Annotated in this window: 24 protein-coding genes; 9 read left to right on the top strand and 15 right to left on the bottom strand. The window is 71.3% G+C overall.

Features of this window, described 5'->3' with window-relative positions; genetic code table 11:
• Nucleotides 1-2: 2 nt before the first annotated feature.
• Nucleotides 3-854, bottom strand: coding sequence for a PHP domain-containing protein (locus D8M39_RS10275; RefSeq protein ID WP_094394844.1), 852 nt, complete (start codon nucleotides 852-854; stop codon nucleotides 3-5).
• Nucleotides 855-975: 121 nt separating this feature from the next.
• On the opposite strand from D8M39_RS10275, the gene D8M39_RS10270 reads away from it, so the two are divergent.
• A complete protein-coding gene (locus D8M39_RS10270) occupies nucleotides 976-2,583 on the top strand; it encodes an aminopeptidase P family protein (RefSeq protein WP_126874963.1) in 1,608 nt (535 codons plus the stop codon).
• 231 nt (nucleotides 2,584-2,814) lie between these two features.
• Here D8M39_RS10270 and D8M39_RS10265 read toward each other — a convergent pair whose 3' ends face one another.
• Nucleotides 2,815-3,897: a general stress protein gene (locus D8M39_RS10265; protein WP_194075024.1), complete on the bottom strand. Its 1,083-nt coding sequence runs from the start codon at nucleotides 3,895-3,897 to the stop codon at nucleotides 2,815-2,817.
• A gap of 162 nt (nucleotides 3,898-4,059) precedes the next feature.
• On the opposite strand from D8M39_RS10265, the gene D8M39_RS10260 reads away from it, so the two are divergent.
• The 3 genes from D8M39_RS10260 to D8M39_RS10250 are packed head-to-tail and all read left to right on the top strand — an operon-like array spanning nucleotide 4,060 to nucleotide 7,113.
• Nucleotides 4,060-5,358, top strand: a complete 1,299-nt coding sequence (locus D8M39_RS10260) for a magnesium transporter MgtE N-terminal domain-containing protein (protein WP_126874962.1) — start codon at nucleotides 4,060-4,062, stop codon at nucleotides 5,356-5,358.
• Entirely contained in the window at nucleotides 5,351-5,929 is a 579-nt protein-coding gene (locus D8M39_RS10255; RefSeq protein WP_238694049.1) for a DUF1003 domain-containing protein, read from the top strand. Before D8M39_RS10260 ends, D8M39_RS10255 begins: the two co-directional genes overlap by 8 nt.
• Nucleotides 5,926-7,113, top strand: coding sequence for an Mrp/NBP35 family ATP-binding protein (locus tag D8M39_RS10250; protein WP_055086551.1), 1,188 nt, complete (start codon nucleotides 5,926-5,928; stop codon nucleotides 7,111-7,113). Before D8M39_RS10255 ends, D8M39_RS10250 begins: the two co-directional genes overlap by 4 nt.
• Here the strand turns inward: D8M39_RS10250 and D8M39_RS10245 are convergent, their stop codons facing one another.
• A complete protein-coding gene (locus D8M39_RS10245; RefSeq protein WP_055086549.1) occupies nucleotides 7,114-7,473 on the bottom strand; it encodes a twin-arginine translocase TatA/TatE family subunit in 360 nt (119 codons plus the stop codon).
• 44 nt (nucleotides 7,474-7,517) lie between these two features.
• Nucleotides 7,518-8,201: a hypothetical protein gene (locus D8M39_RS10240; protein ID WP_055086546.1), complete on the bottom strand. Its 684-nt coding sequence runs from the start codon at nucleotides 8,199-8,201 to the stop codon at nucleotides 7,518-7,520.
• Between the two features lie 254 nt (nucleotides 8,202-8,455).
• Between D8M39_RS10240 and D8M39_RS10235 the strand changes: the two genes are divergently transcribed.
• The 3 genes from D8M39_RS10235 to D8M39_RS10225 are packed head-to-tail and all read left to right on the top strand — an operon-like array spanning nucleotide 8,456 to nucleotide 10,004.
• Entirely contained in the window at nucleotides 8,456-9,088 is a 633-nt protein-coding gene (locus D8M39_RS10235) for an O-methyltransferase (protein ID WP_055086545.1), read from the top strand.
• Entirely contained in the window at nucleotides 9,085-9,636 is a 552-nt protein-coding gene (locus D8M39_RS10230; protein WP_126874961.1) for a CrcB family protein, read from the top strand. The genes D8M39_RS10235 and D8M39_RS10230 overlap by 4 nt, the downstream gene beginning before the upstream one ends.
• Nucleotides 9,633-10,004: a CrcB family protein gene (locus D8M39_RS10225; RefSeq protein WP_126874960.1), complete on the top strand. Its 372-nt coding sequence runs from the start codon at nucleotides 9,633-9,635 to the stop codon at nucleotides 10,002-10,004. Before D8M39_RS10230 ends, D8M39_RS10225 begins: the two co-directional genes overlap by 4 nt.
• 118 nt (nucleotides 10,005-10,122) lie before the next feature.
• Here D8M39_RS10225 and D8M39_RS10220 read toward each other — a convergent pair whose 3' ends face one another.
• From D8M39_RS10220 to D8M39_RS10200, 5 genes are all read right to left on the bottom strand, one after another.
• Nucleotides 10,123-10,290: a DUF3117 domain-containing protein gene (locus tag D8M39_RS10220; RefSeq protein ID WP_082810297.1), complete on the bottom strand. Its 168-nt coding sequence runs from the start codon at nucleotides 10,288-10,290 to the stop codon at nucleotides 10,123-10,125.
• Between the two features lie 72 nt (nucleotides 10,291-10,362).
• Nucleotides 10,363-11,637 (bottom strand): hypothetical protein, encoded by a 1,275-nt coding sequence (locus D8M39_RS10215; protein WP_238694048.1) that lies wholly within the window; start codon nucleotides 11,635-11,637, stop codon nucleotides 10,363-10,365.
• Complete coding sequence (locus D8M39_RS10210) at nucleotides 11,634-12,443, bottom strand: TIGR00730 family Rossman fold protein (RefSeq protein WP_055086022.1); 810 nt, start codon at nucleotides 12,441-12,443, stop codon at nucleotides 11,634-11,636. The genes D8M39_RS10215 and D8M39_RS10210 overlap by 4 nt, the downstream gene beginning before the upstream one ends.
• 72 nt (nucleotides 12,444-12,515) lie before the next feature.
• Complete coding sequence (dapE, locus tag D8M39_RS10205) at nucleotides 12,516-13,622, bottom strand: succinyl-diaminopimelate desuccinylase (protein WP_238694047.1); 1,107 nt, start codon at nucleotides 13,620-13,622, stop codon at nucleotides 12,516-12,518.
• A gap of 40 nt (nucleotides 13,623-13,662) precedes the next feature.
• Nucleotides 13,663-14,397 carry an ASCH domain-containing protein gene (locus tag D8M39_RS10200; protein WP_126874959.1) on the bottom strand — a complete coding sequence of 245 codons (735 nt, stop codon included), beginning with the start codon at nucleotides 14,395-14,397 and terminating at the stop codon, nucleotides 13,663-13,665.
• A gap of 169 nt (nucleotides 14,398-14,566) precedes the next feature.
• Between D8M39_RS10200 and dapD the strand changes: the two genes are divergently transcribed.
• Complete coding sequence (gene dapD / locus D8M39_RS10195) at nucleotides 14,567-15,541, top strand: 2,3,4,5-tetrahydropyridine-2,6-dicarboxylate N-succinyltransferase (protein WP_055086026.1); 975 nt, start codon at nucleotides 14,567-14,569, stop codon at nucleotides 15,539-15,541.
• An 88-nt stretch (nucleotides 15,542-15,629) separates the two neighbouring features.
• Nucleotides 15,630-16,646 carry a UDP-glucose 4-epimerase GalE gene (gene galE / locus D8M39_RS10190; protein WP_055086028.1) on the top strand — a complete coding sequence of 339 codons (1,017 nt, stop codon included), beginning with the start codon at nucleotides 15,630-15,632 and terminating at the stop codon, nucleotides 16,644-16,646.
• Nucleotides 16,647-16,735: 89 nt separating this feature from the next.
• Here galE and D8M39_RS10185 read toward each other — a convergent pair whose 3' ends face one another.
• From D8M39_RS10185 to typA, 6 genes are all read right to left on the bottom strand, one after another.
• Nucleotides 16,736-18,037: a citrate synthase gene (locus D8M39_RS10185; RefSeq protein ID WP_126874958.1), complete on the bottom strand. Its 1,302-nt coding sequence runs from the start codon at nucleotides 18,035-18,037 to the stop codon at nucleotides 16,736-16,738.
• A gap of 175 nt (nucleotides 18,038-18,212) precedes the next feature.
• Entirely contained in the window at nucleotides 18,213-19,358 is a 1,146-nt protein-coding gene (gene dapC / locus D8M39_RS10180; RefSeq protein ID WP_126874957.1) for a succinyldiaminopimelate transaminase, read from the bottom strand.
• A 4-nt stretch (nucleotides 19,359-19,362) separates the two neighbouring features.
• The gene (gene fdxA / locus D8M39_RS10175; protein ID WP_055086032.1) at nucleotides 19,363-19,686 is read right to left on the bottom strand and encodes a ferredoxin; all 324 of its coding nucleotides are present in this window, start codon (nucleotides 19,684-19,686) and stop codon (nucleotides 19,363-19,365) included.
• A 62-nt stretch (nucleotides 19,687-19,748) separates the two neighbouring features.
• On the bottom strand, nucleotides 19,749-20,279 hold the full coding sequence (locus tag D8M39_RS10170; RefSeq protein WP_238694046.1) for a hypothetical protein: 531 nt from the start codon (nucleotides 20,277-20,279) through the stop codon (nucleotides 19,749-19,751).
• Nucleotides 20,276-21,181: a PIG-L family deacetylase gene (locus D8M39_RS10165; RefSeq protein ID WP_126874956.1), complete on the bottom strand. Its 906-nt coding sequence runs from the start codon at nucleotides 21,179-21,181 to the stop codon at nucleotides 20,276-20,278. Before D8M39_RS10165 ends, D8M39_RS10170 begins: the two co-directional genes overlap by 4 nt.
• Before the next feature lie 2 nt (nucleotides 21,182-21,183).
• The gene (gene typA / locus D8M39_RS10160) at nucleotides 21,184-23,091 is read right to left on the bottom strand and encodes a translational GTPase TypA (protein WP_126874955.1); all 1,908 of its coding nucleotides are present in this window, start codon (nucleotides 23,089-23,091) and stop codon (nucleotides 21,184-21,186) included.
• Nucleotides 23,092-23,261 lie beyond the last annotated feature (170 nt).

Genomic DNA, 23,261 nt, shown 5'->3' with positions numbered 1-23,261 from the left:
GCTCAGGGCCAGCGCACCTCCACGCCGGAGGTGGCCTGCTCGCAGATCCTCGTGAGCGAGCGCACGGACGTGGAGTTCTCCCCCAGCCGGTTGGGCTTGCCCGCGCCGTGGTAGTCGCTGGAGCCCGTGACGATCAGGTCGTGCTCCGCGGCGAGCTTCATGAGGATCGCGCGGGACTCGTCCGGGTTGTCCCGGTGGGCGACCTCCAGGCCCGCGAGCCCGGCGTCGATCATGGCCTCGAAGTCCGCCGCACTCGCCACGCGTCCACGCAGCGGTGCCATGGGGTGCGCGCACACCGGCACCCCGCCCGCGGCGCGCACGAGCTTGATGGCCTCCACCGGGTCCAGGGCCTGGTGGCGCACGTAGTACTTCGAGCGCCCCGAGAGCAGGCCGGAGAACGCGGCGGAGCGGGTGGGCACCACGCCGAGCTCCACGAGGGCGTCCGCGATGTGCGGGCGGCCCACGGTGGCACCCGGACCCACCTGGTGGTGCACGTCCTGCCACGAGATGGGGTAGTCCTCCGCGAGCAGCTCCACCATGCTGCGCGCCCGCGTCAGCCGGTTGCGGCGGCACTCCTCGATCCGCTCCACGAGCGGCTGGTAGCCGGGGTCGTGGAGGTAGCTGAGCATGTGCACCGAGATCCCGTCCTGCGTGGTGCACGTGATCTCCATGCCGGGGACGAAGGCCACCCCCAGCTGCACCGCGGCGTCGCCGGCCTCCTGCCAGCCCGCCGTCGTGTCGTGGTCCGTGAGCGCGAAGACGTTGAGACCCGCCTCGCGGGCGGAGCGTGCCACGTCCGCGGGGGTCTGGGTGCCGTCAGAGGCGATGGAGTGGGTGTGCAGGTCGATCTTCACCCGTGCCACGATACCCGCGGGCTCCCACGCGCTGCCGGTTGACCGTCGTGGCACCATGGACGGGACACCAACAGACCGCCACCGGCGCGAGGATCCGCGCCGCGAAGGAGATGAGCGCCCCATGACGCAGGGCTCACAGCACGTCACCGCCTCCGGGCACGCGAGCGAGGACGCCGCGCAGCCCATGGAGCAGCGCGTGGACAACCGGTCCCAGCGCCCCGACAACGAGCAGTTCCGCGAGTTCATGGCCTCGGGCTGGGCCGCCCCTGAGCACACGACGACGCCGCGCGCCGAGGTCGCCGAGTTCGCCGCCGCCCGCCGCGCCCGGCTCTCGCGCCTGTTCCCGGGTGAGCGCCTCGTGATCCCAGCCGGCGCGCCGAAGGTGCGCTCGAACGACACCGACTACCGCTTCCGCCCCCACTCCGCGTTCGCCCACCTCACGGGCATGGGCGTGGACCACGAGCCCGAGGCCGTGCTGGTTATGGACCCCACGGACGAGGGTTCCGGGGACGACGGTTCGGGCCACGTGTCCACCCTCTACTTCCATCCCATGGCCGGGCGTGACTCCTCCGAGTTCTACGCGGACGCCAAGAACGGCGAGTTCTGGGTGGGCCCGCGCCCCACGCTGGAGCAGCTGCGGGACGAGTTCGCGCTGCCCACGCAGGACCTCTCCGCGCTGGAGACCGCGGTCACCAAGGATGCCGGCAACGCGGCCCTGGGCGGGCTGAGCATCCGGCTCGTGCGGGACGTGGACCTGAACATGGACGCGCTCGTGGACACCTCCCGGATCAACACGGGCGTGGACCTGGAGCAGTCGGACGCGAAGGACGACACCCTGGCCGAGGCGCTGAGCGAGCTGCGCCTGGTCAAGGACCGGTACGAGGTCGCCCAGCTGCGCGAGGCCGTGGCCGCCACGATCCGCGGCTTCGAGGACATCGTCTCGGTGCTGCCTCGTGCGATCGGCGGCGAGCGCGGTGAGCGCGTGGTCGAGGGCGCGTTCTTCTCGCGTGCCCGTCTGGAGGGCAACGACCTCGGATACGACACCATTGCCGCGGCGGGCAACAACGCCACGGTGCTGCACTGGATCCGCAACAACGGCTCCGTGAAGCCCGGTGAGCTGATCCTCGTGGACGCCGGCGTGGAGGCCGAGTCCCTCTACACCGCGGACCTCACCCGCACCCTTCCCGTGGACGGCAGCTACACGGACGTGCAGCGCCGGATCTACCAGGCCGTGCTCGACGCCGCGGACGCCGCGTTCGAGGTCGCCGTGCCCGGCAACCGCTTCCGGGACGTGCACGCGGCGGCCATGAAGGTGCTCGCCCAGCGGCTCGAGGAGTGGGGGCTGCTTCCCGTCTCCGCGGACGTCTCCCTGTCCGAGGCCGGGCAGCACCACCGCCGCTGGATGCCCCACGGCACGAGCCACCACCTGGGTCTGGACGTCCACGACTGCGCGCAGGCCAAGCGCGAGCTGTACCTGGACGCCGTGATCGAACCGGGCATGGTCTTCACCATCGAGCCCGGGCTGTACTTCAAGAACGAGGACCTCGCGATCCCCGAGGAGTACCGCGGGATCGGCGTGCGCATCGAGGACGACGTCCTGATCACCGAGCAGGGCAACGAGAACCTCTCCGAGGCGCTGCCCCGCCGCCCGGAGGACGTCGAGTCTTGGATCCAGGGCATCTGGAACCGGGACGAGAACGTGGGCCCCTCCGCGGGACCCGCCGCCTGACCTCCTGACCAGGCCCGCCGAACGGCAGAGACCGCGCCCCGCACCGTGACGGTGCGGGGCGCGGTCTCGTTCGTCAGGGGGGTGCGCGCGTGGTCGACCCGCTGGCGACGGCCCTTCCGGCGACGACGACGCCGTGGCCCCGGTGGACGTTCGCATGTCGCCGCCCGCGGGGCCCGGAAGCCGACAGGTCACCGGGCCCGTGAACGGTCCCTGCGAGCGCTCAGTTCCGGCTCAGGAGTCGCGGCGGTCCTCCGGCAGACGGGCCGTGTCATCCGGTCGCTGCGCGGCGTCGTCGCCGGACGGGCGGTTCCACGGCGCCGTCTGCTCCGGCTGGGCCTGGGCAGGCTGACCCTGGTCGGACTCGGGGCGGGCCGCGGGGGCCGTGGGCGTGCCGTTGGCCTCGGGGTCGATGCGGATGCCGTACTGGGGGCGGCCGTCCGGCAGGTCGGGGAACTTCGCCGAGCGGTTGGCGATCTCCTGTGCGGACTGGCCCGCGGCGGTGGAGCCGTCGGGGCGCGCCGCGTCCCCGGCGTAGCCGGTGCCGCCCGCGGACGACGACTGGGTCCGCGGATCCTGGGACTGCGGGTTGTAGGGCTCGGGACTGTAGGGCTGCGACGGGGCGCCCTGGCCGTTGGTGCCGTACTGGCCGTTCTGCGCGGGGCCGCCGTACGGGGGCCGCTGCTGCGGTGCACCCTGGCCCGGTCCGCCCTGGAAGCCGCCGTTGCGGGGGCCGCCCTGCTGCGGGCCGCCCCACTGGCCGCCCTGCGGCGCCTGCCCGCCGAACCCGGCGGGGGGCTGGCCCTGGCCGTTCTGCCCCGCCGACTGGCCGCGTTCCATGGCGCTGAGCACCTGCCGCGCCTGGCCCGCGACCTCCGGCGCCGCGAGCACCTCGTAGCTGCCCGCCACGATCCGGCTCGTGGACGTGAAGTCCCGCTTGCCGCGCGACATCGCGTAGGTGATGGTGGCCATCAGCATCCAGAACGCGCCGCCCAGCACCATGGTCAGCCCCAGGGACGCGGCCATGTTCGCGCCGCCCAGCAGGGACATCAGCAGACCGAAGAACGCACCGAAGACCACGCCGTTGAGCGCACCCTGCAGGGCCACGCGCGGGTAGGACAGGCGACCGGTGACCTGCTCCACGGACTTCAGGTCGCTGCCGATGATCGAGACCATGGCCACGGGGAAGTTCTCGTCCGCCATGTGGTCCACAGCCTTCTGTGCCTGCGCGTAGGTGCGGTAGCGACCGACCACCTCGCCGCGCGGCATCTCCGGGGCGATGGACAGCTGTGCGGGACCTCGACTCGAGTTGCTCATGTCCACCATTGTCCCGTATCCGCCCCGGAGCCCGCCGGGAGAACGCCGGGGCATCGCGACCGGTGAACACGACGACGCCCCCCTCCCCTCTCCGCGGGGCCCGTGAACCGGATCTCCGCGCCCAGAATGCGTGCGTGTCGCCGTGTTCACTAGGCTGGGCAGGTGAGCACAAACCTTTCCAAGATCTTCGTCGCCAGGCTCATCGGCCTGGACGTCTTCGACCCCCTGGGCGACCGCCTGGGGCGGTTGCGCGACGTCGTGGTCCTGCTGCGCCCCGGCTCCCGCCCGTCGGTGATGAACCGTCCCCTCGTGGTGGGTCTCGTGGTGGAGGTGCTGGGAAAGAAACGCGTGTTCGTGCCCATGACCCGGGTGACGAGCATCGACGCGGACCAGATCATCTCCACGGGCCTGGTGAACCTGCGCCGCTTCGAGCAGCGAGGTGCCGAGACGCTGGCGGTGGGAGAGCTCTTCGACCGCACGGTGGTGCTCCTGGACGGCTCCGGCACGGCGACCATCGAGGACGTCGCCATGGAGAAGTCCGGCAACCGGGGGGACTGGGTCATCTCGCAGCTCTTCGTGCGCCGCTCTCAGACGACCGGTGGTCTGATCCGGCGTCGCAACCAGACGCTGATCGTGGACTGGGAGGACACGGACGACCCCTCCAACGCGGGCCACCAGCCGGCCACCCAGTGGGTCGCGCAGCACGAGGAGGACCAGGCGGCGGACCTCGCGGACGAGCTGCGGGACATGCCGGACAAGCGCAAGCTCGAGATCGCCGCAGAGCTGCAGGACGAACGCCTCGCGGACGTCCTGGAGGAGTTGCCCGAGGAGGACCAGGTGTTCATCCTCACGCACCTGGACAACGAGCGCGCCGTCGCCCTGCTCGAGGAGATGGACCCGGACGACGCCACGGACCTGCTCAACGAGCTGCCGGAGGCAGAGGCCGAGCGACTGATCACCATGATGGAGCCCGAGGACGCCGAGGACGTCCGACGACTGCGCGAGTACGAGGAGGGCACCGCCGGTTCGCTGATGACTCCCGTGCCCATCGTGCTCTCCCCGGAGGCCACGGTCGCGGAGGCCCTGGCGCACATCCGCCAGGAGGAGATCATCCCCGCAGCGGCGTCCGCGGTGCTGGTGTGCCGCCCGCCCCTGGAGACTCCCACGGGCAAGTACCTGGGTTTCGTGCACACCCAGCGGCTGCTGCGCTATCCCCCGCCCGAGGCCATCGGCAACCTGATCGACCGCTCCATCGAGCCCGTCTCGGACCAGGCATCCCTGGCAGACGTGGCGCGCGAGCTGGCCTCGTACGACCTCACGATCCTGCCCGTCGTCAACGACCAGGACCGGCTCGTGGGCGCGGTCACGATCGACGACGTCCTGGACGCCCTGCTGCCCGAGGACTGGCGCACGTACGACGACGGAACCCCTGTTCGAAAGGTGGGCAAGCGGTATGAGTAGCTCAAGACAGAACCCGTCCTCGCAGTACTCCCCCGGTCCCCTGGACCAGCCGCGGGAGAAGCGCCAGGGGTTCCTCACCCGGTTCCGGCCCAACCCGGACGCCTTCGGCCAGTCCACCGAGTCGATCGCCCGGTGGATGGGCACCCCGCAGTTCCTGCTGTGGATGACGGTCTTCGTGGCCATCTGGCTCGGGTGGAACACCATGGCCCCCGAGGAGATCCAGTTCGACCCCCGGTCGCTGAACTTCACGCTGCTCACCCTCATGCTCTCCCTGCAGGCCTCCTACGCGGCTCCCCTGCTGCTGCTCGCGCAGAACCGGCAGGACGACCGTGACCGCGTGGTCGCGGAGGAGGACCGCAAGCGCGGCCAGCAGAACCTCGCGGACACCGAGTACCTCACCCGGGAGATCGCGTCCCTGCGGATCGCGATGCGCGAGGTCGCCACCCGCGACTACGTGCGCTCCGAGCTGCGCGGGCTGCTCGAGGAGATCATCCAGGACCAGGACGAACGAGCGGCGCAGCGCGGTGCGGAGGACCCGCAGCCCAGGAACACGGACGGAACACGGCAATGACCACGGACGACGTCGACCCACGGCTGCGCACCGCCCTGGACGGGGTGCTCGACCCCGAGCTGCGCCGGCCCGTCACCGAGCTGGGGATGATCCCCTCGGCCACCCTGGAGGACGGGACGGCACGGGTCACCGTGCTGCTGACCGTCTCCGGGTGCCCGCTGCGCTCGACCATCGAGTCGGACCTCACCGCCGCGCTGCGGGAGGTCCCCGACGTCACTGACGTCACCGTGGACGTGGGCGTGATGACCCCGGCCCAGCGCCAGGAGCTGCAGGAACGCCTCGGCCACCACCGCAGCAACCCCTTCGCGGACCCGCACACCCTCACGCGCGTGCACGCCGTCACGAGCGGCAAGGGCGGCGTGGGCAAGTCCAGCGTCACGGTGAACCTCGCGGCGGCGCTCGCCGCCATGGGACGCACCGTGGGCATCGTGGACGCGGACATCCACGGCTTCTCCGTGCCCGGTCTGCTGGGCATCACGCAGTCCCCCACGCGCGTGGGGGACATGATCCTGCCGCCCGTGGTCGAGGTCCCGGAGGACGTGGACCGACGGCCCGAGGACAGTGCGGCGGGTGCCGGGCACCGGTCCCGCGGTGTCATTAAGGTCATCTCGATCGGGATGTTCGTGGACCCGTCCCAGCCCGTTGCGTGGCGCGGGCCCATGCTGCACCGGGCCGTGGAGCAGTTCCTCACGGACGTGCACTTCGGGGACCTGGACCACCTGCTGCTGGACCTGCCCCCGGGCACCGGGGACATCGCGATCTCGGTGGGACAGCTGCTGCCCCGTTCGGGCGTGGTGGTGGTCTCCACCCCGCAGCACGCGGCCGTGAGCGTGGCGCAGCGCTCGGGGACGCTCGCGGAGCAGACGGAGCAGCGGGTCACGGGAGTGGTGGAGAACATGTCCGCCATGGTCATGCCGGACGGCACCCGCATGGAGGTCTTCGGGTCCGGCGGGGGCGAGACGATCGCCCGGTCCCTCACGGAGCGGCTGGGCTACGACGTCCCCCTGCTGGGCAGCGTGCCCCTGGACGTCACCGTGCGGGAGGCCTCGGACCGGGGAGTTCCCGCCGTGTGGGCGAACCCCGACTCCCCCGCGGCCACCGCGCTGTGGGACGTTGCCCGGGCCCTGGACGGGCAGGGGCGGGGTCTTGCCGGGAAGAGCCTCGGGATCACGCCCACGAGCTGATCAGGTGGCCTCGGTGTCGAAGGGCGCACGCTCCCCGCGCGCCAGGCGCCGCACCGTGGGGGCGGCCGGCGCAGGTTCGCGCGGGCACTGCGCCGCACGGTCCTGGTCCTCCTCCAGCAGGGCCTCCCGCACGATCACGCGGGGGTCGTACTGCCGGGGGTCCAGCTTGCGCCAGTCGAGGTCCGAGAACTCCGGGCCCAGTGTCTCCTTGAGGTCGTCCGTGGCACCCGTGGCGTAGCGGCGGACGGCCTTGACCATCTCCTTGAACTTCTGGGTGTACTCGGGAAGCCGTTCGGGCCCGATGATCACCAGGGCCACGATGAGAATGATGATGGCTTCTCCGCCAGAAATCCCGAACACTCGCCGAGCCTATCAACGTCACGGAGCTCCCCCGCGGGGCGCTCCTACCCGAACATCTTCCGGAGCCCGTCCGCCACGGTGGCGGCGAACCCCTCGTCCTGCGCGGAGGGCAGGCTCACCCGTCCCCGGTCCTCCGCCACGATTCCGCTGACCGTCTGCGCCATGGTCGCCGGAGGGGTCTGGGACGTGACCGTGTAGACCGCGTCCGTGCGTGCCACGACGGCGCGCCACTCGCGGCGGTCCAACCACATCCTGGACCCGGAGATCGACGAGGCCGCCATGCCCTCGGCGCTCACCGGCAGCCCGGTGACGCCGTCCAGGGGGTTCTCCGGGTTCACACGCCCACGCTGCTCCACGATGGTCACGGTGCCGCGGTCGTTGTGCAGGGAGAGCACGACGGCGGGCTGGCCGCCCACCCGGGTCTGGCGGATGTCCGCGATGGAGTAGTTCTGCGAGGACAGGCTCGGCAGCGCCCAGCCCTGGGAGCGCAGGGTCCCGATGTCCGACTCGGAGGTCGTGTCCACCATCCCCTGGGCCCCGGGTGACCACGTGGCGGCGGCCCGGGCACTGAGCTGCTCCTCCTGCTGCGAGCGCTTGCCCACGTTGAACGCGACCGTGGTCAGCAGCGCCATGCACATGCACGCCGCGACGGCGGCCACGAGCCCCGCTGTGCGCCTGCCCGGCCGGCGTGGGCGCCGGGTGCCGAGGCCCTCGACACGTGTGGCCACGTGCTCCCCCTCCCGCTCGGATCGTCCCCTGTGGTGGCCCCGTTCCGGGCCGTTCCGGCGACTATTCTGGTGCAGGAGCCTGACAGCGTTCTGGGCGTCCTCCGGGTGTTCCCGACGCCGCGCACGGTCCGCGATAAGCTGACCGTAGCGAAGGGACCCGGCCGCGAGGCCGCGTCCACCACCCGCGGAGCGCGGGGTCCACCGGACCCGGGAGCGCGCCGTCGAGACACAGCAGCGAAGGGCACCCCGCGTCCATGACCACGGATAAAACCACGAGCTGGGCCTACTGCGAGGCCTACGCCACGGAGGACGAGACCGCCTTCCGTGCCCGCGAGCGCTCCCTGGCCCTGCGGCTGGACCCCGTGACCCCGGCCACCGCCGCGCTGCTCACCGTCCTGGCGTCCTCGGCCCGCCCCGCCACCGCGGTGGAGGTGGGAACGGGAGCGGGCGTCTCCGGCCTGGCCCTGCTGCGCGGGATGCCCGCCGAGTCCGTCCTCACCACGATCGACACGGACATCCGCGCCCTGCGCGCCGCGCGGGACACCTTCCGGGAGGCCGGGTTTGAGACCAAGCGCACCCGCACCATCTCCGGGGCGGCCGGGCTCGTGCTGCCGCGGCTCACGGAGAACGCCTACGACATGGTCTTCATCGACGCGGACGTGGCGAACACCGCCGACTACGTGATCGAGGGTGCACGGCTGCTGCGCCGCGGCGGGATGCTCGTGGTCAACGACGCCCTGCACCAGGACCTCGTGCCCCAGCCCGCGCAGCGCCAGGAGGAGACGGTGGCCATGCGGGAGGTCGTGCGCACCCTGCGGGACGAGCCGAGGCTGTCCACCGCGGTGCTGCCCACCGGCACCGGCGTGCTGCTGGCCGTGCGCCGGTGAGCGGGGCACTCGCGCGGGACGCCGCGCTCGTGGCCGTCGGCGGAGCGCTCGGCAGCCTGAGCCGCTGGGGAGTCGCCCATGTGCTGCCCGGAGGTTCCCTGTGGCACTGGCCCACGTTCGCCGTCAACGCCCTGGGCGCTTGCCTGCTGGGCCTGCTGCTGGAGTTCCTGACCCGCCCCGGCGCTGAGAGCACGCGCGTCCACACCGTGCGGCTGCTGGTGGGCACCGGACTGCTGGGCGGCTTCACCACCTACTCCGCGTTCGCCGAGGAGATGTGGCAGCAGGTCGACGCCGGTGACTCCGCCGGGGCGTTCGGCTACGCCGTGGTCACGCTCGGGGTCGGTCTGCTCGCCGCCGCGTTCGGCGTCCTCGCCGGCGGAGCCCTGCGGGACCGTTCCGCGGCCGGGCCCGACGACTCGACGGCTGGACCGCAGCGGTCCGCCGCATCCACCGGTGACGCCCCCTCCGCCGGGTCGGCCGCGAACCCCGCAACGACAGAATCCGCCGACGCCACCGGGTCCGCCGCCCATGACGGGGGGACCCGGTGATCGCCGCGCTCGCCGTCGCCCTGGGCGGTGCCGCGGGTGCGGTGCTGCGCTTCCTCGTGGACAGGCTGATCGCCTCGCGGCAGAAGCATCCGTTCCCGTGGGCCACGATCGTCGTCAACGTCACGGGTTCGTTCGTGCTGGGGCTCGTGAGCGGGCTGGGCATGGTGCTCGGTCCGGTGTGGACCGTGGCCCTGGGCACCGGGCTGTGCGGGGGCTACACCACGTTCTCCACCGCGATGGTCGACGCCGTGCGCCTGGCCCGCGGCCACCGCGGCGGCGCCATGCTGGCCGTGGTGCTCGGTACGGCGTTCTGGAGCCTGCTCGCCGCCGCGGCCGGCATGAGCCTCGGCGCGCACTGGGCAGGCTGAGCCGCTTCCCCGTCCCGTGCGGACCATCCCGGCGCACGCCACGACCGCACCCTGAACACACAGCGAGGGCCCCCGATCCCGGGGGCCCTCGCTGTGTGAGGGGAGGCGCAGGCCGGTGCTACTGGGTCACCGACGCCAGGCACTCGCGCAGCTCCGCCGCTTCGTCCGCCTTGAGCTCGACCACGAGACGCCCGCCGCCTTCCAGGGGGACCCGCATGATCAGGCTGCGTCCTTCTTTGGTGACCTCCATGGGTCCGTCACCAGTTCTCGGCTTCATGGCCGCCATCTGTGAGCTCCTCTTCGTGTGTACTGACGCCCTCCATGGTATCGAACACACACCCGGGCCCGGGAACGGGGGTCACGGCGGGTAGTCGCCTCCGCCGGGCAGCTGCTTCCAGTGCCACAGCCATCCCACCCACACGAGCTGCAGGACGGCGCCCGCGATCACGAGCAGCACGCGGTAGGCCCGGGACTCGCTCACGTGCACCAGGGCGGCCGCGGCGGGCGCCCACGGCAGCAGCAGCCGGAACGTGGAGGTCTGGGGGTTGAGCACGAGCAGCAGGTAGACCCCGTACGCGGCGAGCCACACGCGCACGAAGAACGGCAGCGCCCGCCTGACCGGTGCCGAGCGCAGCAGCAGCACCGCACCCGCCACGAGGACCACGGGGGCCACCAGACCCCCGACCGGGCCGAACAGCGTGCTCGCCTCCTGGAACCAGGGCAGCACCGGGACCACCGTCCTGCTCCCCCGCCAGGCGGCCTCCGTGGCGGTGTACGCCCCGGGCTCGCCGGTCACCGCCCACGCGACCGCCGGCCACGCGAGGGCGGCCGCGCACGCGAACAGGGCGACGGCCAGCCACCGGTCCGCGCAGCGGTACCAGGGCCGACGCCGCTCGCGGACGTCCCGCACGCTGCGCCACAGCCACCACACGCCCAGCGCCGCGGCGAGCGCCACGCCGGTGGGACGGGTCAGCGCCTGCGCCGCGATGAGCACCACCGCCCACACTGGCCGGTCGCGCACCACGCACAGGATCGCGCCGCACAGGAACAGCAGGCTCAGGGACTCCGCGTAGGGGGTCTGCAGCACGGGCGCCACGGGGTTGAACGCGAACACGGCCACGGCCCACAGCGCCGGCCGGGAGACCCCGCCCGGCGTGCGGGGGCCCGCCATCACGGGTGCGCAGCAGAACAGCCGGTACAGCACCAGGGCGGCCCCGAAGCCGGCCACCAGGGACACGGTGGCCGCGGTGCCCGCCCAGCCCGTGCCGGTGAGCCCGGTGATGCCCCGCACGAGCAGCGGGTACACCGGGTAGAAGGCCCACTGGTTCTCCACCACCGTGCCGAGGGTGTCCACCGGCAGCGTGGAGGGGTACCCCTCGCTGAAGATCCGGTGGTACCAGTCCGCGTCCCACGTGTTCACGAAGTCCAGGTAGCACAGGGCGCCGTCGCCCCACGGCCCCGGCCCCTGCTGCCCGCCGACCGTAGCGAACACGGCCCACCCCCACAGCCGCGAGAGGCCGTAGACGAGCACCACCGCGAGCCACCACGGGCACCGCTCGAGAGCCTGCCGCACCCGTGCGGTGCAGTCGGACGGGGCAGCCCGGGCGGGCGGGTCGAGTGCCGCCCGGCTCATGCCCCGGATCCGGGCGCGGCGGCGTCGTCGGGCCGGGACCCGGGGTCCGCGTGGACCTCGGTGAGCACGGCGACGGCCTCGGCCACGCTGTCGGTGACGCGCAGCAGGTCCAGGTCCCCCTCGGAGACCTTGCCGTCGGCCACGAGCGTGCTCTTGATCCAGTCCACGAGCGGGCCCCAGTACGCGGTGCCCAGCAGGATCACGGGGAAGCGCGTGATCTTGCCCGTCTGCACCAGGGTCAGCGCCTCGAAGAGCTCGTCCAGGGTGCCGAAGCCGCCGGGCAGCACCACGAAGCCCTGGCTGTACTTCACGAACATGGTCTTGCGGGCGAAGAAGTACCGGAAGTTGATCCCCAGGTCCACCCAGTTGTTCAGGTGCTGCTCGTGGGGCAGCTCGATGCCGATGCCCACCGACTGCGCGCCGGCGTCCACGGCGCCGCGGTTGGCGGCCTCCATCACGCCGGGCCCTCCCCCGGTCACGACGGCGTACCCCGCCTCTCCGAGCGCGCGTCCGAGCTCGCGGGCCTGCTGGTACTCGGGATGCCCGGGTGCGGTGCGCGCGGAGCCGAACACGGCCACCGCCGGACCCAGGTGGGCGAGTGCGTCGAAGCCCTCCACGAACTCCGCCTGGATGCGCAGCATGCGCCACGGATCCGTGCGGGTGAAGTCCTCCGGCGGGGCGGGGCGCTGGTCCAGCAGCCGCTCGTCGGAGGTGCTGCGGCGCAGCTGGTCGCGGCGCAGCACCACCGGACCCTTGTGGCGCTCCGGGGGCACGGTGTGCTGGTTCGATGACTCGGGAGTGTGCATGCAGGACAGGCTACTGTCCCCCTCTGCACGCGCGCCGTGCAGGCCCGGGGCGCCCCGCCCCAGGAGAGCGTCTCAGGAGAGCCAGGCGGCGAGCGCGCGGTGGCACTCGCGGACCGCGTCCGCGTGCACGTGCTCGTCGTCCGTGTGGGCGAGCAGCGCGTCCCCGGGGCCGAAGTTCACGGCCGGGACACCCGCCTCGGAGAAGCGGGCCACGTCCGTCCAGCCGTACTTGGGCATGGGCTCCTGGCCCACCGCCGCCACGAACTGGGCGGCCGCGGGGCGGTCCAGGCCGGGACGCGCCGCCGGGGAGAGGTCCTGCCACTCGATCTCGTAGCCCTCGAAGACCTCCCGCACGTGCTGCTGCGCCTGCTCCAGGCTCTTGTCCGGCGCGAAGCGGTAGTTGATCTCGGTCCACGCTGCGTCCGGGATGACGTTGCCGGCCACTCCCCCGCCGGTCCGGATGGCGTTGAGGCCCTCCCGGTAGTCCAGGCCCTCCACGGTGATGGTGCGGGGCTCGTAGCGGGCCAGCCGGGCCAGCAGCTCCGCCTGCTTGTGGATCGCGTTCTCCCCGATCCACGAGCGCCCCGAGTGCGCGGCCCTCCCGTGGGTGGTGATCCGCAAGCGCATGGTGCCGTTGCAGCCGCCCTCCACGGTGCCGTTGGTGGGTTCGAGCAGCACGGCGAAGTCCGCCTCGAGCAGCTGCGGCGCATTGCGCATCACGCGCCCCAGGCCGCTGGCGTCGCTGGAGACCTCCTCGTGGTCGTAGAACACGTAGGTCACGTCCCGGTTCGGCTCCCGCAGCTGCTGCGCAAGGACGAGCTGCACGGCCACCCCGCCCTTCATGTCCGTGGTGCCGCGGCCGTAGATCACGTCCCGCTCCCCCTCGCGACGACGCACGGACGGCACGGTGCCCAGCGCCCCTTCCACGGTGGGCAGGGGCACGGTGTCCAGGTGGCCGGCGAGAATGACGCGCTCGTCCCGTCCCAGCTCGGTGCGGGCCACCACGGTGTCACCGTCCCGGTGCACGCTCAGGTGCGGCAGCGCCCGCAGCGCCGCCTCCACGGCGTCCGCGAGGGGCGTCTCGTGGTCCGAGACGGACTCCACGTCCACGAGCGCGGCCGTGAGGTCCGCGGGGTCCACGGTGAGGTCGAGTACGGGGGTCTGCTGATCGGCTGCCATGGCCGCCAGCATAGTCAACGCACGGGTTCAGTCCCCTGGTTCAATCACCCAGCAGCCTGAATGTCACCACGTCCACCGGCGCATCCGGTCCGAGGCCCGGATAGTGCATGTCGAGTGCCGCGTTGAGTTCTGCCAACGACTCGAACCCGTCCCGCTGCGCATCCACGGCCGTGAGGTCCGAGCGACGGCTGGTACGAACGTCCGTGACCACCGCCGGAAGACTCAGCTCTGCGCCGTTGTCGTTGTCGTTGTCGTTGTCGTTGTCGAAGACGATCTCGGCGGGCCCACACCGGAAGGGGTCGTCCACGCGGATTGTCTGCCGCTTGGCCCCGGTCCGGATGGCGCTCTCGTACCCCTGCCACATGTGGATCCGCTGCGGGCGCTCCGCAGCGTGCTGGTCGTAGGCGAAGGGCAGAAGGTCACGCGCGCTGCGCATCTCGAGGCCCCCGGAGTCCCGGACCACGAACTGGATGTCAGGGGACAGGTCGTGGACGATCTGACGGCACTTTCCGCACGGCGCCACGACGTCCCCCGTGGGCCCGTACGCGGCAGCCATCACCGTGATGGGGTCGTCCGGGAACGAACTCGCGTGGTTGGACAGCACCGCGATCTCTCCGCACGGCCCGCCCAGGAAGTGGTAGGTGTTCAGTCCCAGCACCACCCGTCCCGATGCCGTCAGGGCCCCGGCCGCCACGGTGTGGGCGTCGTCGTCGTTGTACTGCCGCGCATGGTCGATGACCTGTCGGGTGAGTTCTCGGACGTCGTGGGTGAGCATGGCCTGAGCCTACCGACCGGGCGGCAGCTGCGGCTCTGCGGGGTGACCGTGCGGTCCTCGCCCACCACGGCCCCGGCGCCGCCCACCACGGGCGGGGAACCCCTTCCACCAGCGGCGACGCCGCGTCGTCGCCGCCTGTGCGTGTCGGTGCTCCCCCTAGGATGGGGCCATGACTTCAACGAGCGAGAGCACCGAGAATTCCCGCACGGCCTCCGCGGTGGGTCTGGCCACCTTGGTGGACTCCGGCGAGCGCGCGGGAACCGTCCTGGACGTCTTCTACCCGGCCCCCGCCCTGAGCGCCAACCCCGACACGAGCTACGAGGCGGACCTGCGCGTGGCCGCCACCACGGACCCGGACCGCAACGTGCGATCCGAGATCGTGACGACCGTCGTCAACCTCGACGACGCCCCGCGGGACACCGCGGACGCGTACCTGCGGCTGCACCTGCTCTCCCACCGCCTGGCGCGGCCCAACACGATCAACCTGGACGGCCTCTTCGGCCTGCTGGCCAACGTGGCGTGGACCAGCCGCGGGCCGGTGCTCGCGGAGGAGCTCACGCGCTCCCTGCTGGCCCTGCGCTCGGGCGGGCCCGTGACGGTCTTCTCCGTGGACAAGTTCCCGCGCATGGTGGACTACGTGGTCCCCTCCGGTGTGCGCATCGGGGACGCCGACCGTGTGCGCCTGGGCGCCCACCTGGGCGAGGGCACCACCGTGATGCACGAGGGCTTCGTGAACTTCAACGCCGGCACGCTCGGCGCGGCCATGGTCGAGGGCCGGATCTCCGCCGGTGTGGTGGTCCACGACCACACGGACATCGGCGGCGGCGCGTCCATCATGGGAACGCTCTCCGGCGGCGGCAAGCAGCGCATCACCCTGGGCGAGCGGTGCCTGCTGGGCGCCAACGCCGGCGTGGGGATCTCCCTCGGCAACGACTGCGTGGTGGAGGCCGGGCTCTACGTCACCGCCGGCACGCGGGTCTCCCTGCTCGACGACGCCGCTGCGGAGCCCCGCGTGGTCAAGGCCTCCGAGCTCTCGGGCCTCGACAACCTGCTGTTCCGCCGCAACTCCACCACCGGCGCCGTGGAGGCCCTGCCCCGCAGCGGTGGGACCGTGGAGCTGAACTCGGTGCTGCACGCCAACTGAGCTCCACCCCCGGATCGTGGCCGGCGCCGTCCTGCTGACGACGTCGGCCACACCCGTTTCCCGGGGCGCTCTGGATAGGATGGAGCCCATGAAGATTCTTGTCACCGGGGGAACCGGATACATCGGCTCGCACACGGTTCTGGCGCTGCTGGAGGCGGGGCACGACGTCGTGGTGCTGGACAACCTCTCCAACTCCTCGCGGACCTCGCTGGAGCGCGTGGCGGAGCTCGCCGGGCGGGACGTCACCGCGTTCGAGGAGGTGGACCTGCTGGACCGCCCCGGCCTGGACCGCGTGTTCCGCGAGCACCGCCCGGACGCCGTGATCCACTTCGCGGGCTTGAAGGCCGTGGGGGAATCCGCGCAGAAGCCCCTGTGGTACTACACGAACAACGTCAGTGGCACCGTGAATTTGCTGTGGGCCATGGATGAGAACGAGTGTCGCTCCATCGTCTTCTCCTCCTCGGCCACGGTCTACGGCGCCCCCGAGACCATGCCGCTCACGGAGAAGCTCGAGATGGATGCCCAGAACCCCTACGGGCGCACCAAGGAGCACATCGAGGACATGCTCTCGGACCTCGCCGCGGCGGACGAGCGCTGGTCCGTGGCGCTGCTGCGCTACTTCAACCCCGTGGGCGCGCACGAGTCCGGGCGGATCGGCGAGGACCCCTCCGGCATCCCCAACAACCTCATGCCCTTCGTGGCCCAGGTGGCGGTGGGACGGCGCGAGAAGCTCATGGTCTTCGGAGGTGACTACCCCACCCCGGACGGCACGGGCGTGCGCGACTACATCCACGTGGTGGACCTCGCGGACGGCCACCTCAAGGCCCTGGACCGGATCAGCGAGGACCCCGGGGTGCACGTGTGGAACCTGGGCACCGGCCGCGGCTACTCCGTCCTGGAGGTGCGCGAGGCGTTCGAGAAGGCCTCCGGGCGCGAGATCCCCTACGAGATCGCCCCGCGCCGCCCCGGCGACGCCGCCGTGTCCTACGCCGATCCCGCCTCCGCCCTGGCGGAGCTGGGCTGGTCCGCGGACCGCGACATGGACACCATGTGCCGCGACCACTGGAACTGGCAGAAGAACAACCCCAACGGCTACGAGGGCTGAGCCCTCCCCCGGGGCCTGGCCCCACGAGAACGCCGCCCCGGTCACCGAGAAGGTGACCGGGGCGGCGTCGTCGTGCAGGGACCGCTGCGTCAGCTGGCCGTGGGGTAGTGGCGCTCGCCCTCGCCCACGTAGAGCTGGCGGGGACGGCCGATCTTCGTCTCCGGGTCCTCGATCATCTCGCGCCACTGGGCGATCCAGCCCGGCAGGCGCCCGATGGCGAAGAGCACGGTGAACATCTTCTCCGGGAAGCCCATGGCCTTGTAGATCAAACCCGTGTAGAAGTCCACGTTCGGGTAGAGCTTGCGCTCCACGAAGTAGTCGTCGGCGAGCGCCTTCTCCTCGAGGCCGATGGCCAGGTCCAGCAGCTCGTTGTTGCCGCCCATCTTGGCGAGGACGTCGTGCGCGTAGCCCTTGATGATGCGGGCGCGGGGGTCGTAGTTCTTGTAGACGCGGTGCCCGAAGCCCATGAGGCGGACGCCGTCCTCCTTGTTCTTGACCTTCTCCATGAACTCGTCCGCGGACAGCCCGCGGTTCTGGATCTGGTCCAGCATGGCCAGCACGGCCTCGTTGGCGCCGCCGTGCAGCGGACCGTAGAGGGCGTTGATGCCCGCGGAGACGGACGCGAACATGTTGGCGTGCGAGGAGCCCACCAGGCGCACCGTGGAGGTGGAGCAGTTCTGCTCGTGGTCCGCGTGCAGCATGAACAGAATGTCCAGGGTCTTGGCGACCACCGGGTCCACCTCGTAGTCCGCGGCGGGCACGCCGAAGCACATGCGCAGGAAGTTCTCCGCGTAGTTGAGGTCGTTGTGCGGGTAGAGCATGGGCTCGCCCACGGACTTCTTGTACGCGTAGGCCGCCAGGGTGGGGACCTTGGCGAGCAGGCGGATGGTGGAGATCTCCACGTGCTCCTTGTTGAACGGGTCCAGCGAGTCCGAGTAGAACGTGGACAGCGCGGAGACCGCGGAGGAGAGCACGGGCATGGGGTGCGCGGACCGGGGGAACCCGTTGAAGAACATCTTGATGTCCTCGTGCACCATGGTGTGCGTGGTGATCCGGTGCTGGAAGTCCTCGTACTGCTCGCGCGTGGGCAGCTCGCCGTAGATCAGCAGGTAGGCGGTCTCCAGGAAGTTGGAGTGCTCCGCGAGCTCCTCGATGGGGTAGCCGCGGTAGCGCAGGATGCCCTGGGCGCCGTCGATGTAGGTCACCGAGGAGCGCGTGTTCGCGGTGTTCACGAACCCGGGGTCGAAGCTGACGTTGCCGGTCTCCTTGAGCAGGGAGCCCACGCCGTAGCCCTTGTTGCCCTCGGTCACCTCCAGCACGGGGAGCTCGAGGGACTTGCCCTTCTCGTAGTTCAGCTCCACCTTGCCGGTGGACTTCTTGGCCTCTGTCATGGTGAGTCCTTCACAATTCGACTGGGGTGTCCCGCGACGTCTTCGCGGCCCTGTCCGCCACACCGTCGTGGCGGGTGACATGCACGCGGGCCGGGTGGGAACACAGATTGATCCGGCACCAACTTACCCGTTGGTGTGATCCCGATTCCACTTTCCCGCCCCGCGGGAGGTGCATTCAGCGCCCGGTGCGGAGCCGTTCCACCGCGGCGGCCATGCGCTCATCCGACGCCGTGAGGGACAGCCGGACGAAGCCGTCGCCGGCGTCCCCGTAGAAGGTTCCCGGCCCCACCACGATGCCCAGGCGGGCGAAGCGCTCCACGGTGGTCCATGTGTCCTCCCCCGCGGTGCTCCACAGGTAGAGACCGGCCTCCGAGTGCTCGACGCGCAGCCCGAAGGCCTCGACCGCGGGCCTCAGCGCCGCGCGGCGGGCCCGGTAGAGCGCCTTCTGCGCGGCCACGTGGACGGTGTCCCCCAGGGCCACGCGCATGGCCTCCTGCACGGGGTACGCCACGATCATCCCGGCGTGCTTGCGGGAGTTGATCAATGACGGCATCAGCGCCGGGTCACCGGCGAGGAACGCAGCGCGGTAGCCGGCGAGATTCGACTGCTTGGACAGCGAGTACGCGCTGAACAGCAAGGACATGTCCCCGCCGCTCACGCGCGGGTCCAGTACGGACGGAACGGGTTCGCCGCCCTCCGACGGGTCCCACGCGCCCCAGCCGAGCTCCGCGTAGCACTCGTCCGAGACCACCACGGCACCCTGGGCGCGGGCCTGGTCCACCAGGGTGCGCAGGGACTCGACGTCCCGCACGATGCCGGTGGGATTGCCCGGGGAGTTGACCCACACCATGCGTACGCGCTCGCGCACGGCCGGGTCCAGCTCGTCCAGGGAGTCCGCGGCCACGGCCTCGGCGCCAGCGAGCCGGGCCCCGATGTCGTAGGTGGGGTAGGCCACCACGGGCCGCACGACGACGTCCCCGGGGCCCAGCCCCAGTAGCAGCGGCAACCATGCGACGAGCTCCTTGGAGCCCACGGTGGGCATCACAGCATCGGGATCCAGCCCGGGAACGTTGCGTCGCTCGGCATACCACGCGGCCACGGCCTCGCGCAACGCGGCGATGCCGTGCGTCGTCGGGTACCCGGGTGCGTCCGCGGCGGCGGCCAGGGCGTCCTGGACCACGAGCGGCGTGGGGTCCACCGGCGTGCCGATGGACAGGTCCACGACACCGCCCGGGTGCTCCTCGGCGAGACGACGGTACGGAGCCAGCGCGTTCCAGGGATAGTCGGGCAGGTCCAGGCCGAAGCCGCGGCGCTCATCCACCGGTTCAGTCCTGGTTCTGCGGAGGCAGCGCCTCGATCAGGGGGTGGTCCTTGTGGGTGTTGCCGAGCTTCGCGGCTCCGCCCGGAGACCCGAGGTCGTCGAAGAACTCCACATTGGCCTTGTAGTAGTCGGCCCACTCGTCCGGTGTGTCGTCCTCGTAGTAGATCGCCTCCACGGGGCACACCGGCTCGCACGCACCACAGTCCACGCACTCGTCCGGGTGGATGTACAGGCTACGCTCACCCTCGTAGATGCAGTCCACGGGGCACTCCTCCACGCACGCCTTGTCCTTGACGTCCACGCAGGGCTGAGCGATCACGTAAGTCACGGTTGTCGGACCTTTCCTTCTGTTCCCAAAACTTCGACCATTCTAGCGACGGGCCTTTGACGCTACCGCGTGCACCGGCGGGCCAGCCAACGTCCCGTAACAATCACCGCGACCATCACGGCCAGGAAGACCACCACGAACCACGCAATGCCCACCACGCCGATGGGCGCGCTCCACTGGGTGACCACCAGCGCCGACCCCTGCCGGAGGTAGGCCGTGGCCCAGGCGATCAGGTACGTGGCCAGGCCGGGCACCGCGGCGGCCCAGACCCTGCGGGTGGAGGTGCCGCACCACAGACCCGCGCACAGCAGCAGAGCACCGGAGAACACGAGCCCCCACGGCAGCCACCACCCGTCCAGGTACCAGATCCCACCGTGCATGGCGGTGGCCACCGCTCCCACGAGCACGCCGGTGAGCACGGAGGTCAGGGCCGACGACGCTGCGCCGGGGCGCTCGTCCGGCGCCCGTGGCCCGTCCGTCGTCCGTTCCTCGTCCGGCGCCGACAGCTCGTCCATCGCCGGTGTCTCGTACGATCTCTGGCCCTCGGGGGACGCCCACGGGGCCTCGCGGCGCTGCGGCGAGGAGGTGCTCATGCGCCCGCCCGCCGCAGCAGCCGGTACGTCTCGGTGGTGTTGATGCGTTGCGGCACCCCGTTGGACATCGTGTAGCTGCGGTCCTCCGGGTCCTCCGCGAGCACGATCTGCGTGGCGTGGGCCGCCATGGCGGCTCGCTTCACGGCAAGCTCCCCGTGGATCGCGGCCTGCAGCCGGGGGTCGGCGGGGTCCACCTGGCTCTCGATGCCCCAGAAGAGGGGGACGTCCCAGACGGCGTCCGCGGCGTCCGGTGCAGACGCCGCGATCTCGACCGCGCGCTGGGTGACCCGGTGGGCTGCCACATGGTCCGGGTGGCCGTAGCCGCCGTCGTCCGCGTAGGTGACCACGGCGTGCGGCCGCAGCGCCCGGATCGCGGCGGCCACGTGCGCGGCTGCCTCCTCAGGATCCGCCGCCGTCAGGGCGGCGGGCGAGACGTCGAGGGCCGGCTGGGCGTAGCCGTCTGGACCCCAGCTCATGCCGGAGTCCACGTACTTCCCCGCGCCGTTCGCGAATCCCACGCGCGGGTCCTGCGCCGGGGGATCCCCCGCGTAGAACCGGTCCGCGAGACCCATGGCGCGCGCGGCGGCGTCGAGCTCCGCGATCCGGTACAGCCCCAGGGCGGTGCCGTCCGTGTCCGGGCAGCCCGGCTGACCCACCTCCAGGTACCGGAGTGCGGGCGGGATGACCTCGCCGCGCTCACCACGGGTCATGGTGAGTAGCACCGTCTCGGCCCCCAGGGCGCTGTAGTGGCCCATCGTGGCCGAGGTGTTCACGGCCTCGTCGTCCGGGTGCGCGTGCACGAAGAGCAGACGCGCCCGGGCGGGGTCCACGCCCTCGGGCAGCAGCGAGTCCACTGCGCCCGCGGTGGCGTGTCCCCCGCCCGGGTACTTCGGGTCGACCACGATCAGGCGCGGGCCCGGGCGCGTGCGACCTTCAGGCGCTCGTTGGCATCCAGCACGACCTTGCGGATGCGGATGGCCTCCGGGGTGACCTCCACGCACTCGTCCTCGCGGGCGAACTCGAGGCACTCCTCGAGCGTGAGCTTGCGCGGCGGGGTCAGGTTCTCGAACGTCTCGGAGGAGGCCGCACGCATGTTGGTGAGCTTCTTCTCCTTGGTGATGTTCACGTCCATGTCGTCCGCGCGCGAGTTCTCGCCCACGATCATGCCCTCGTAGACCTCCGAGGTGGGCTCCACGAAGAACGAGCCGCGCTCCTGCAGGTTGATCATGGCGAAGGGCGTCACCACGCCGGCGCGGTCCGCCACCATGGAGCCGTTCGTGCGGTACTCGATGTCACCGGCCCACGGCTCGTAGCCGTCCGCGTAGGAGGAGGCGATGCCAGCACCGCGGGTGTCCGTGAGGAACCTGGTGCGGAAGCCGATCAGACCGCGCGAGGGAACCTTGAACTCCATGCGCACCCAGCCGGTGCCGTGGTTGCTCATGCCCTCCATGCGGCCCTTGCGCCCGGCCATCAGCTGCGTGACCGCGCCGAGGTACTCCTCGGGGACGTCGATGGTCATGTGCTCGTACGGCTCGTGCACCTTGCCGTCAACGGTCTTGGTGACGACCTGGGGCTTGCCCGCCGTGAGCTCGAAGCCCTCGCGGCGCATCTGCTCCACCAGAATGGCCAGCGCGAGCTCACCGCGGCCCTGGACCTCCCACGCGTCCGGACGCTGCGTGGGGAGGATCTTGAGGGACACGTTGCCGATCAGCTCCTTGTCCAGGCGGTCCTTGACCTGGCGTGCAGTGACCTTCGCGCCCTTGACGCGCCCGGCCAGCGGGGAGGTGTTGATGCCGATGGTCATGGAGATCGCGGGGTCGTCCACGGTGATCAGCGGCAGCGGAGCCGGGTTCTCCAGGTCCGTGAGCGTCTCGCCGATTGTAATGTCCTCGATGCCTGCCACGGCCACGATCTCACCGGGTCCGGCGCTCTCGGCGGGGACGCGGTCCAGGCCCTTGGTGGCGAGCAGCTCGGAGATCCGCACGCTCTTCAGGGTGCCGTCGTGCCGCGCCCAGGCCACGGTCTGGCCCTTCTTCAGGGTGCCGTTGAAGATGCGCAGCAGGGCGAGACGGCCCAGGAACGGCGAGGCGTCCAGGTTGGTCACGTGGGCCTGCAGCACTCCCTCGGGGTTGTAGGACGGCGCCGGGATGTGCTCGATGATCGTCTTGAACAGCGGCTCGAGGTCCTCGTTCTCCGGCAGCTCGCCGTCCGCGGGCTGGTCCGTGGAGGCACGGCCGGCCTTGCCGGAGGCGTAGACCACGGGGACGTCCAGCACGGCGTCCAGGTCCAGGTCCGGGTGGTCCTCCGCGATGTCGGAGGCCAGGCCCAGCAGCAGGTCCATGGTGTCCGAGACGACCTCTTCGATCCGGGCGTCCGGACGGTCCACCTTGTTCACGACCACGATCACGGGCAGCTTGGCCTCGAGGGCCTTGCGCAGCACGAAGCGGGTCTGGGGCAGCGGGCCCTCGGACGCGTCCACGAGCAGCACCACGCCGTCCACCATGGACAGCCCGCGCTCCACCTCGCCGCCGAAGTCGGCGTGGCCCGGGGTGTCGATCACGTTGATGGTGATGGTCTCGCCGTTCGCGGCGGGGCCGTCGTAGAACACGGTGGTGTTCTTCGCGAGGATCGTGATGCCCTTCTCGCGCTCCAGGTCCCCGGAGTCCATGACGCGCTCCTCGACCTCCCCGTGGCTGGAGAACGCGTGCGTCTGCTGGAGCATGGCGTCCACGATGGTGGTCTTGCCGTGGTCAACGTGGGCCACGATGGCCACGTTGCGCAGATCGGCGCGCTGGGCGGTGGTTTCAGACATACGCAGTTCTCTCTTCACGAGTTGAGGCAGAGGGGATCGTGGTGATTCTACTCCCCTCCGTCTGCACGCCCGCGCACGCGTGATGCATCTCTCCGACGCCGCCGCCCCGCCCGCCGCACGCGCGCGCCGGTCACCACGTCGCGCCGCCCGCCGTCGCGTGGCCCTCCGGC

It is taken from the genome of Kocuria sp. HSID17590, assembly GCF_003989485.1.
In the GTDB taxonomy this organism is placed as follows: domain Bacteria; phylum Actinomycetota; class Actinomycetes; order Actinomycetales; family Micrococcaceae; genus Kocuria; species Kocuria salsicia.
Note: the sequence above shows the minus strand (reverse complement) of the source record. Positions and strands in the feature narration are given on the sequence as shown.

Coding starts and splice junctions, on each gene's coding strand:
- D8M39_RS10270 (WP_126874963.1), top strand. CDS start 976: ATGACGCAGGGCTCACAGCACGTCACCGCCTCCGGGCACGCGAGCGAG.
- D8M39_RS10265 (WP_194075024.1), bottom strand. CDS start 3,897: ATGAGCAACTCGAGTCGAGGTCCCGCACAGCTGTCCATCGCCCCGGAG.
- D8M39_RS10255 (WP_238694049.1), top strand. CDS start 5,351: ATGAGTAGCTCAAGACAGAACCCGTCCTCGCAGTACTCCCCCGGTCCC.
- D8M39_RS10250 (WP_055086551.1), top strand. CDS start 5,926: ATGACCACGGACGACGTCGACCCACGGCTGCGCACCGCCCTGGACGGG.
- D8M39_RS10235 (WP_055086545.1), top strand. CDS start 8,456: ATGACCACGGATAAAACCACGAGCTGGGCCTACTGCGAGGCCTACGCC.
- D8M39_RS10220 (WP_082810297.1), bottom strand. CDS start 10,290: ATGGCGGCCATGAAGCCGAGAACTGGTGACGGACCCATGGAGGTCACC.
- D8M39_RS10215 (WP_238694048.1), bottom strand. CDS start 11,637: ATGAGCCGGGCGGCACTCGACCCGCCCGCCCGGGCTGCCCCGTCCGAC.
- D8M39_RS10210 (WP_055086022.1), bottom strand. CDS start 12,443: ATGCACACTCCCGAGTCATCGAACCAGCACACCGTGCCCCCGGAGCGC.
- dapE (WP_238694047.1), bottom strand. CDS start 13,622: ATGGCAGCCGATCAGCAGACCCCCGTACTCGACCTCACCGTGGACCCC.
- D8M39_RS10200 (WP_126874959.1), bottom strand. CDS start 14,397: ATGCTCACCCACGACGTCCGAGAACTCACCCGACAGGTCATCGACCAT.
- dapD (WP_055086026.1), top strand. CDS start 14,567: ATGACTTCAACGAGCGAGAGCACCGAGAATTCCCGCACGGCCTCCGCG.
- galE (WP_055086028.1), top strand. CDS start 15,630: ATGAAGATTCTTGTCACCGGGGGAACCGGATACATCGGCTCGCACACG.
- D8M39_RS10185 (WP_126874958.1), bottom strand. CDS start 18,037: ATGACAGAGGCCAAGAAGTCCACCGGCAAGGTGGAGCTGAACTACGAG.
- D8M39_RS10170 (WP_238694046.1), bottom strand. CDS start 20,279: ATGAGCACCTCCTCGCCGCAGCGCCGCGAGGCCCCGTGGGCGTCCCCC.
- typA (WP_126874955.1), bottom strand. CDS start 23,091: ATGTCTGAAACCACCGCCCAGCGCGCCGATCTGCGCAACGTGGCCATC.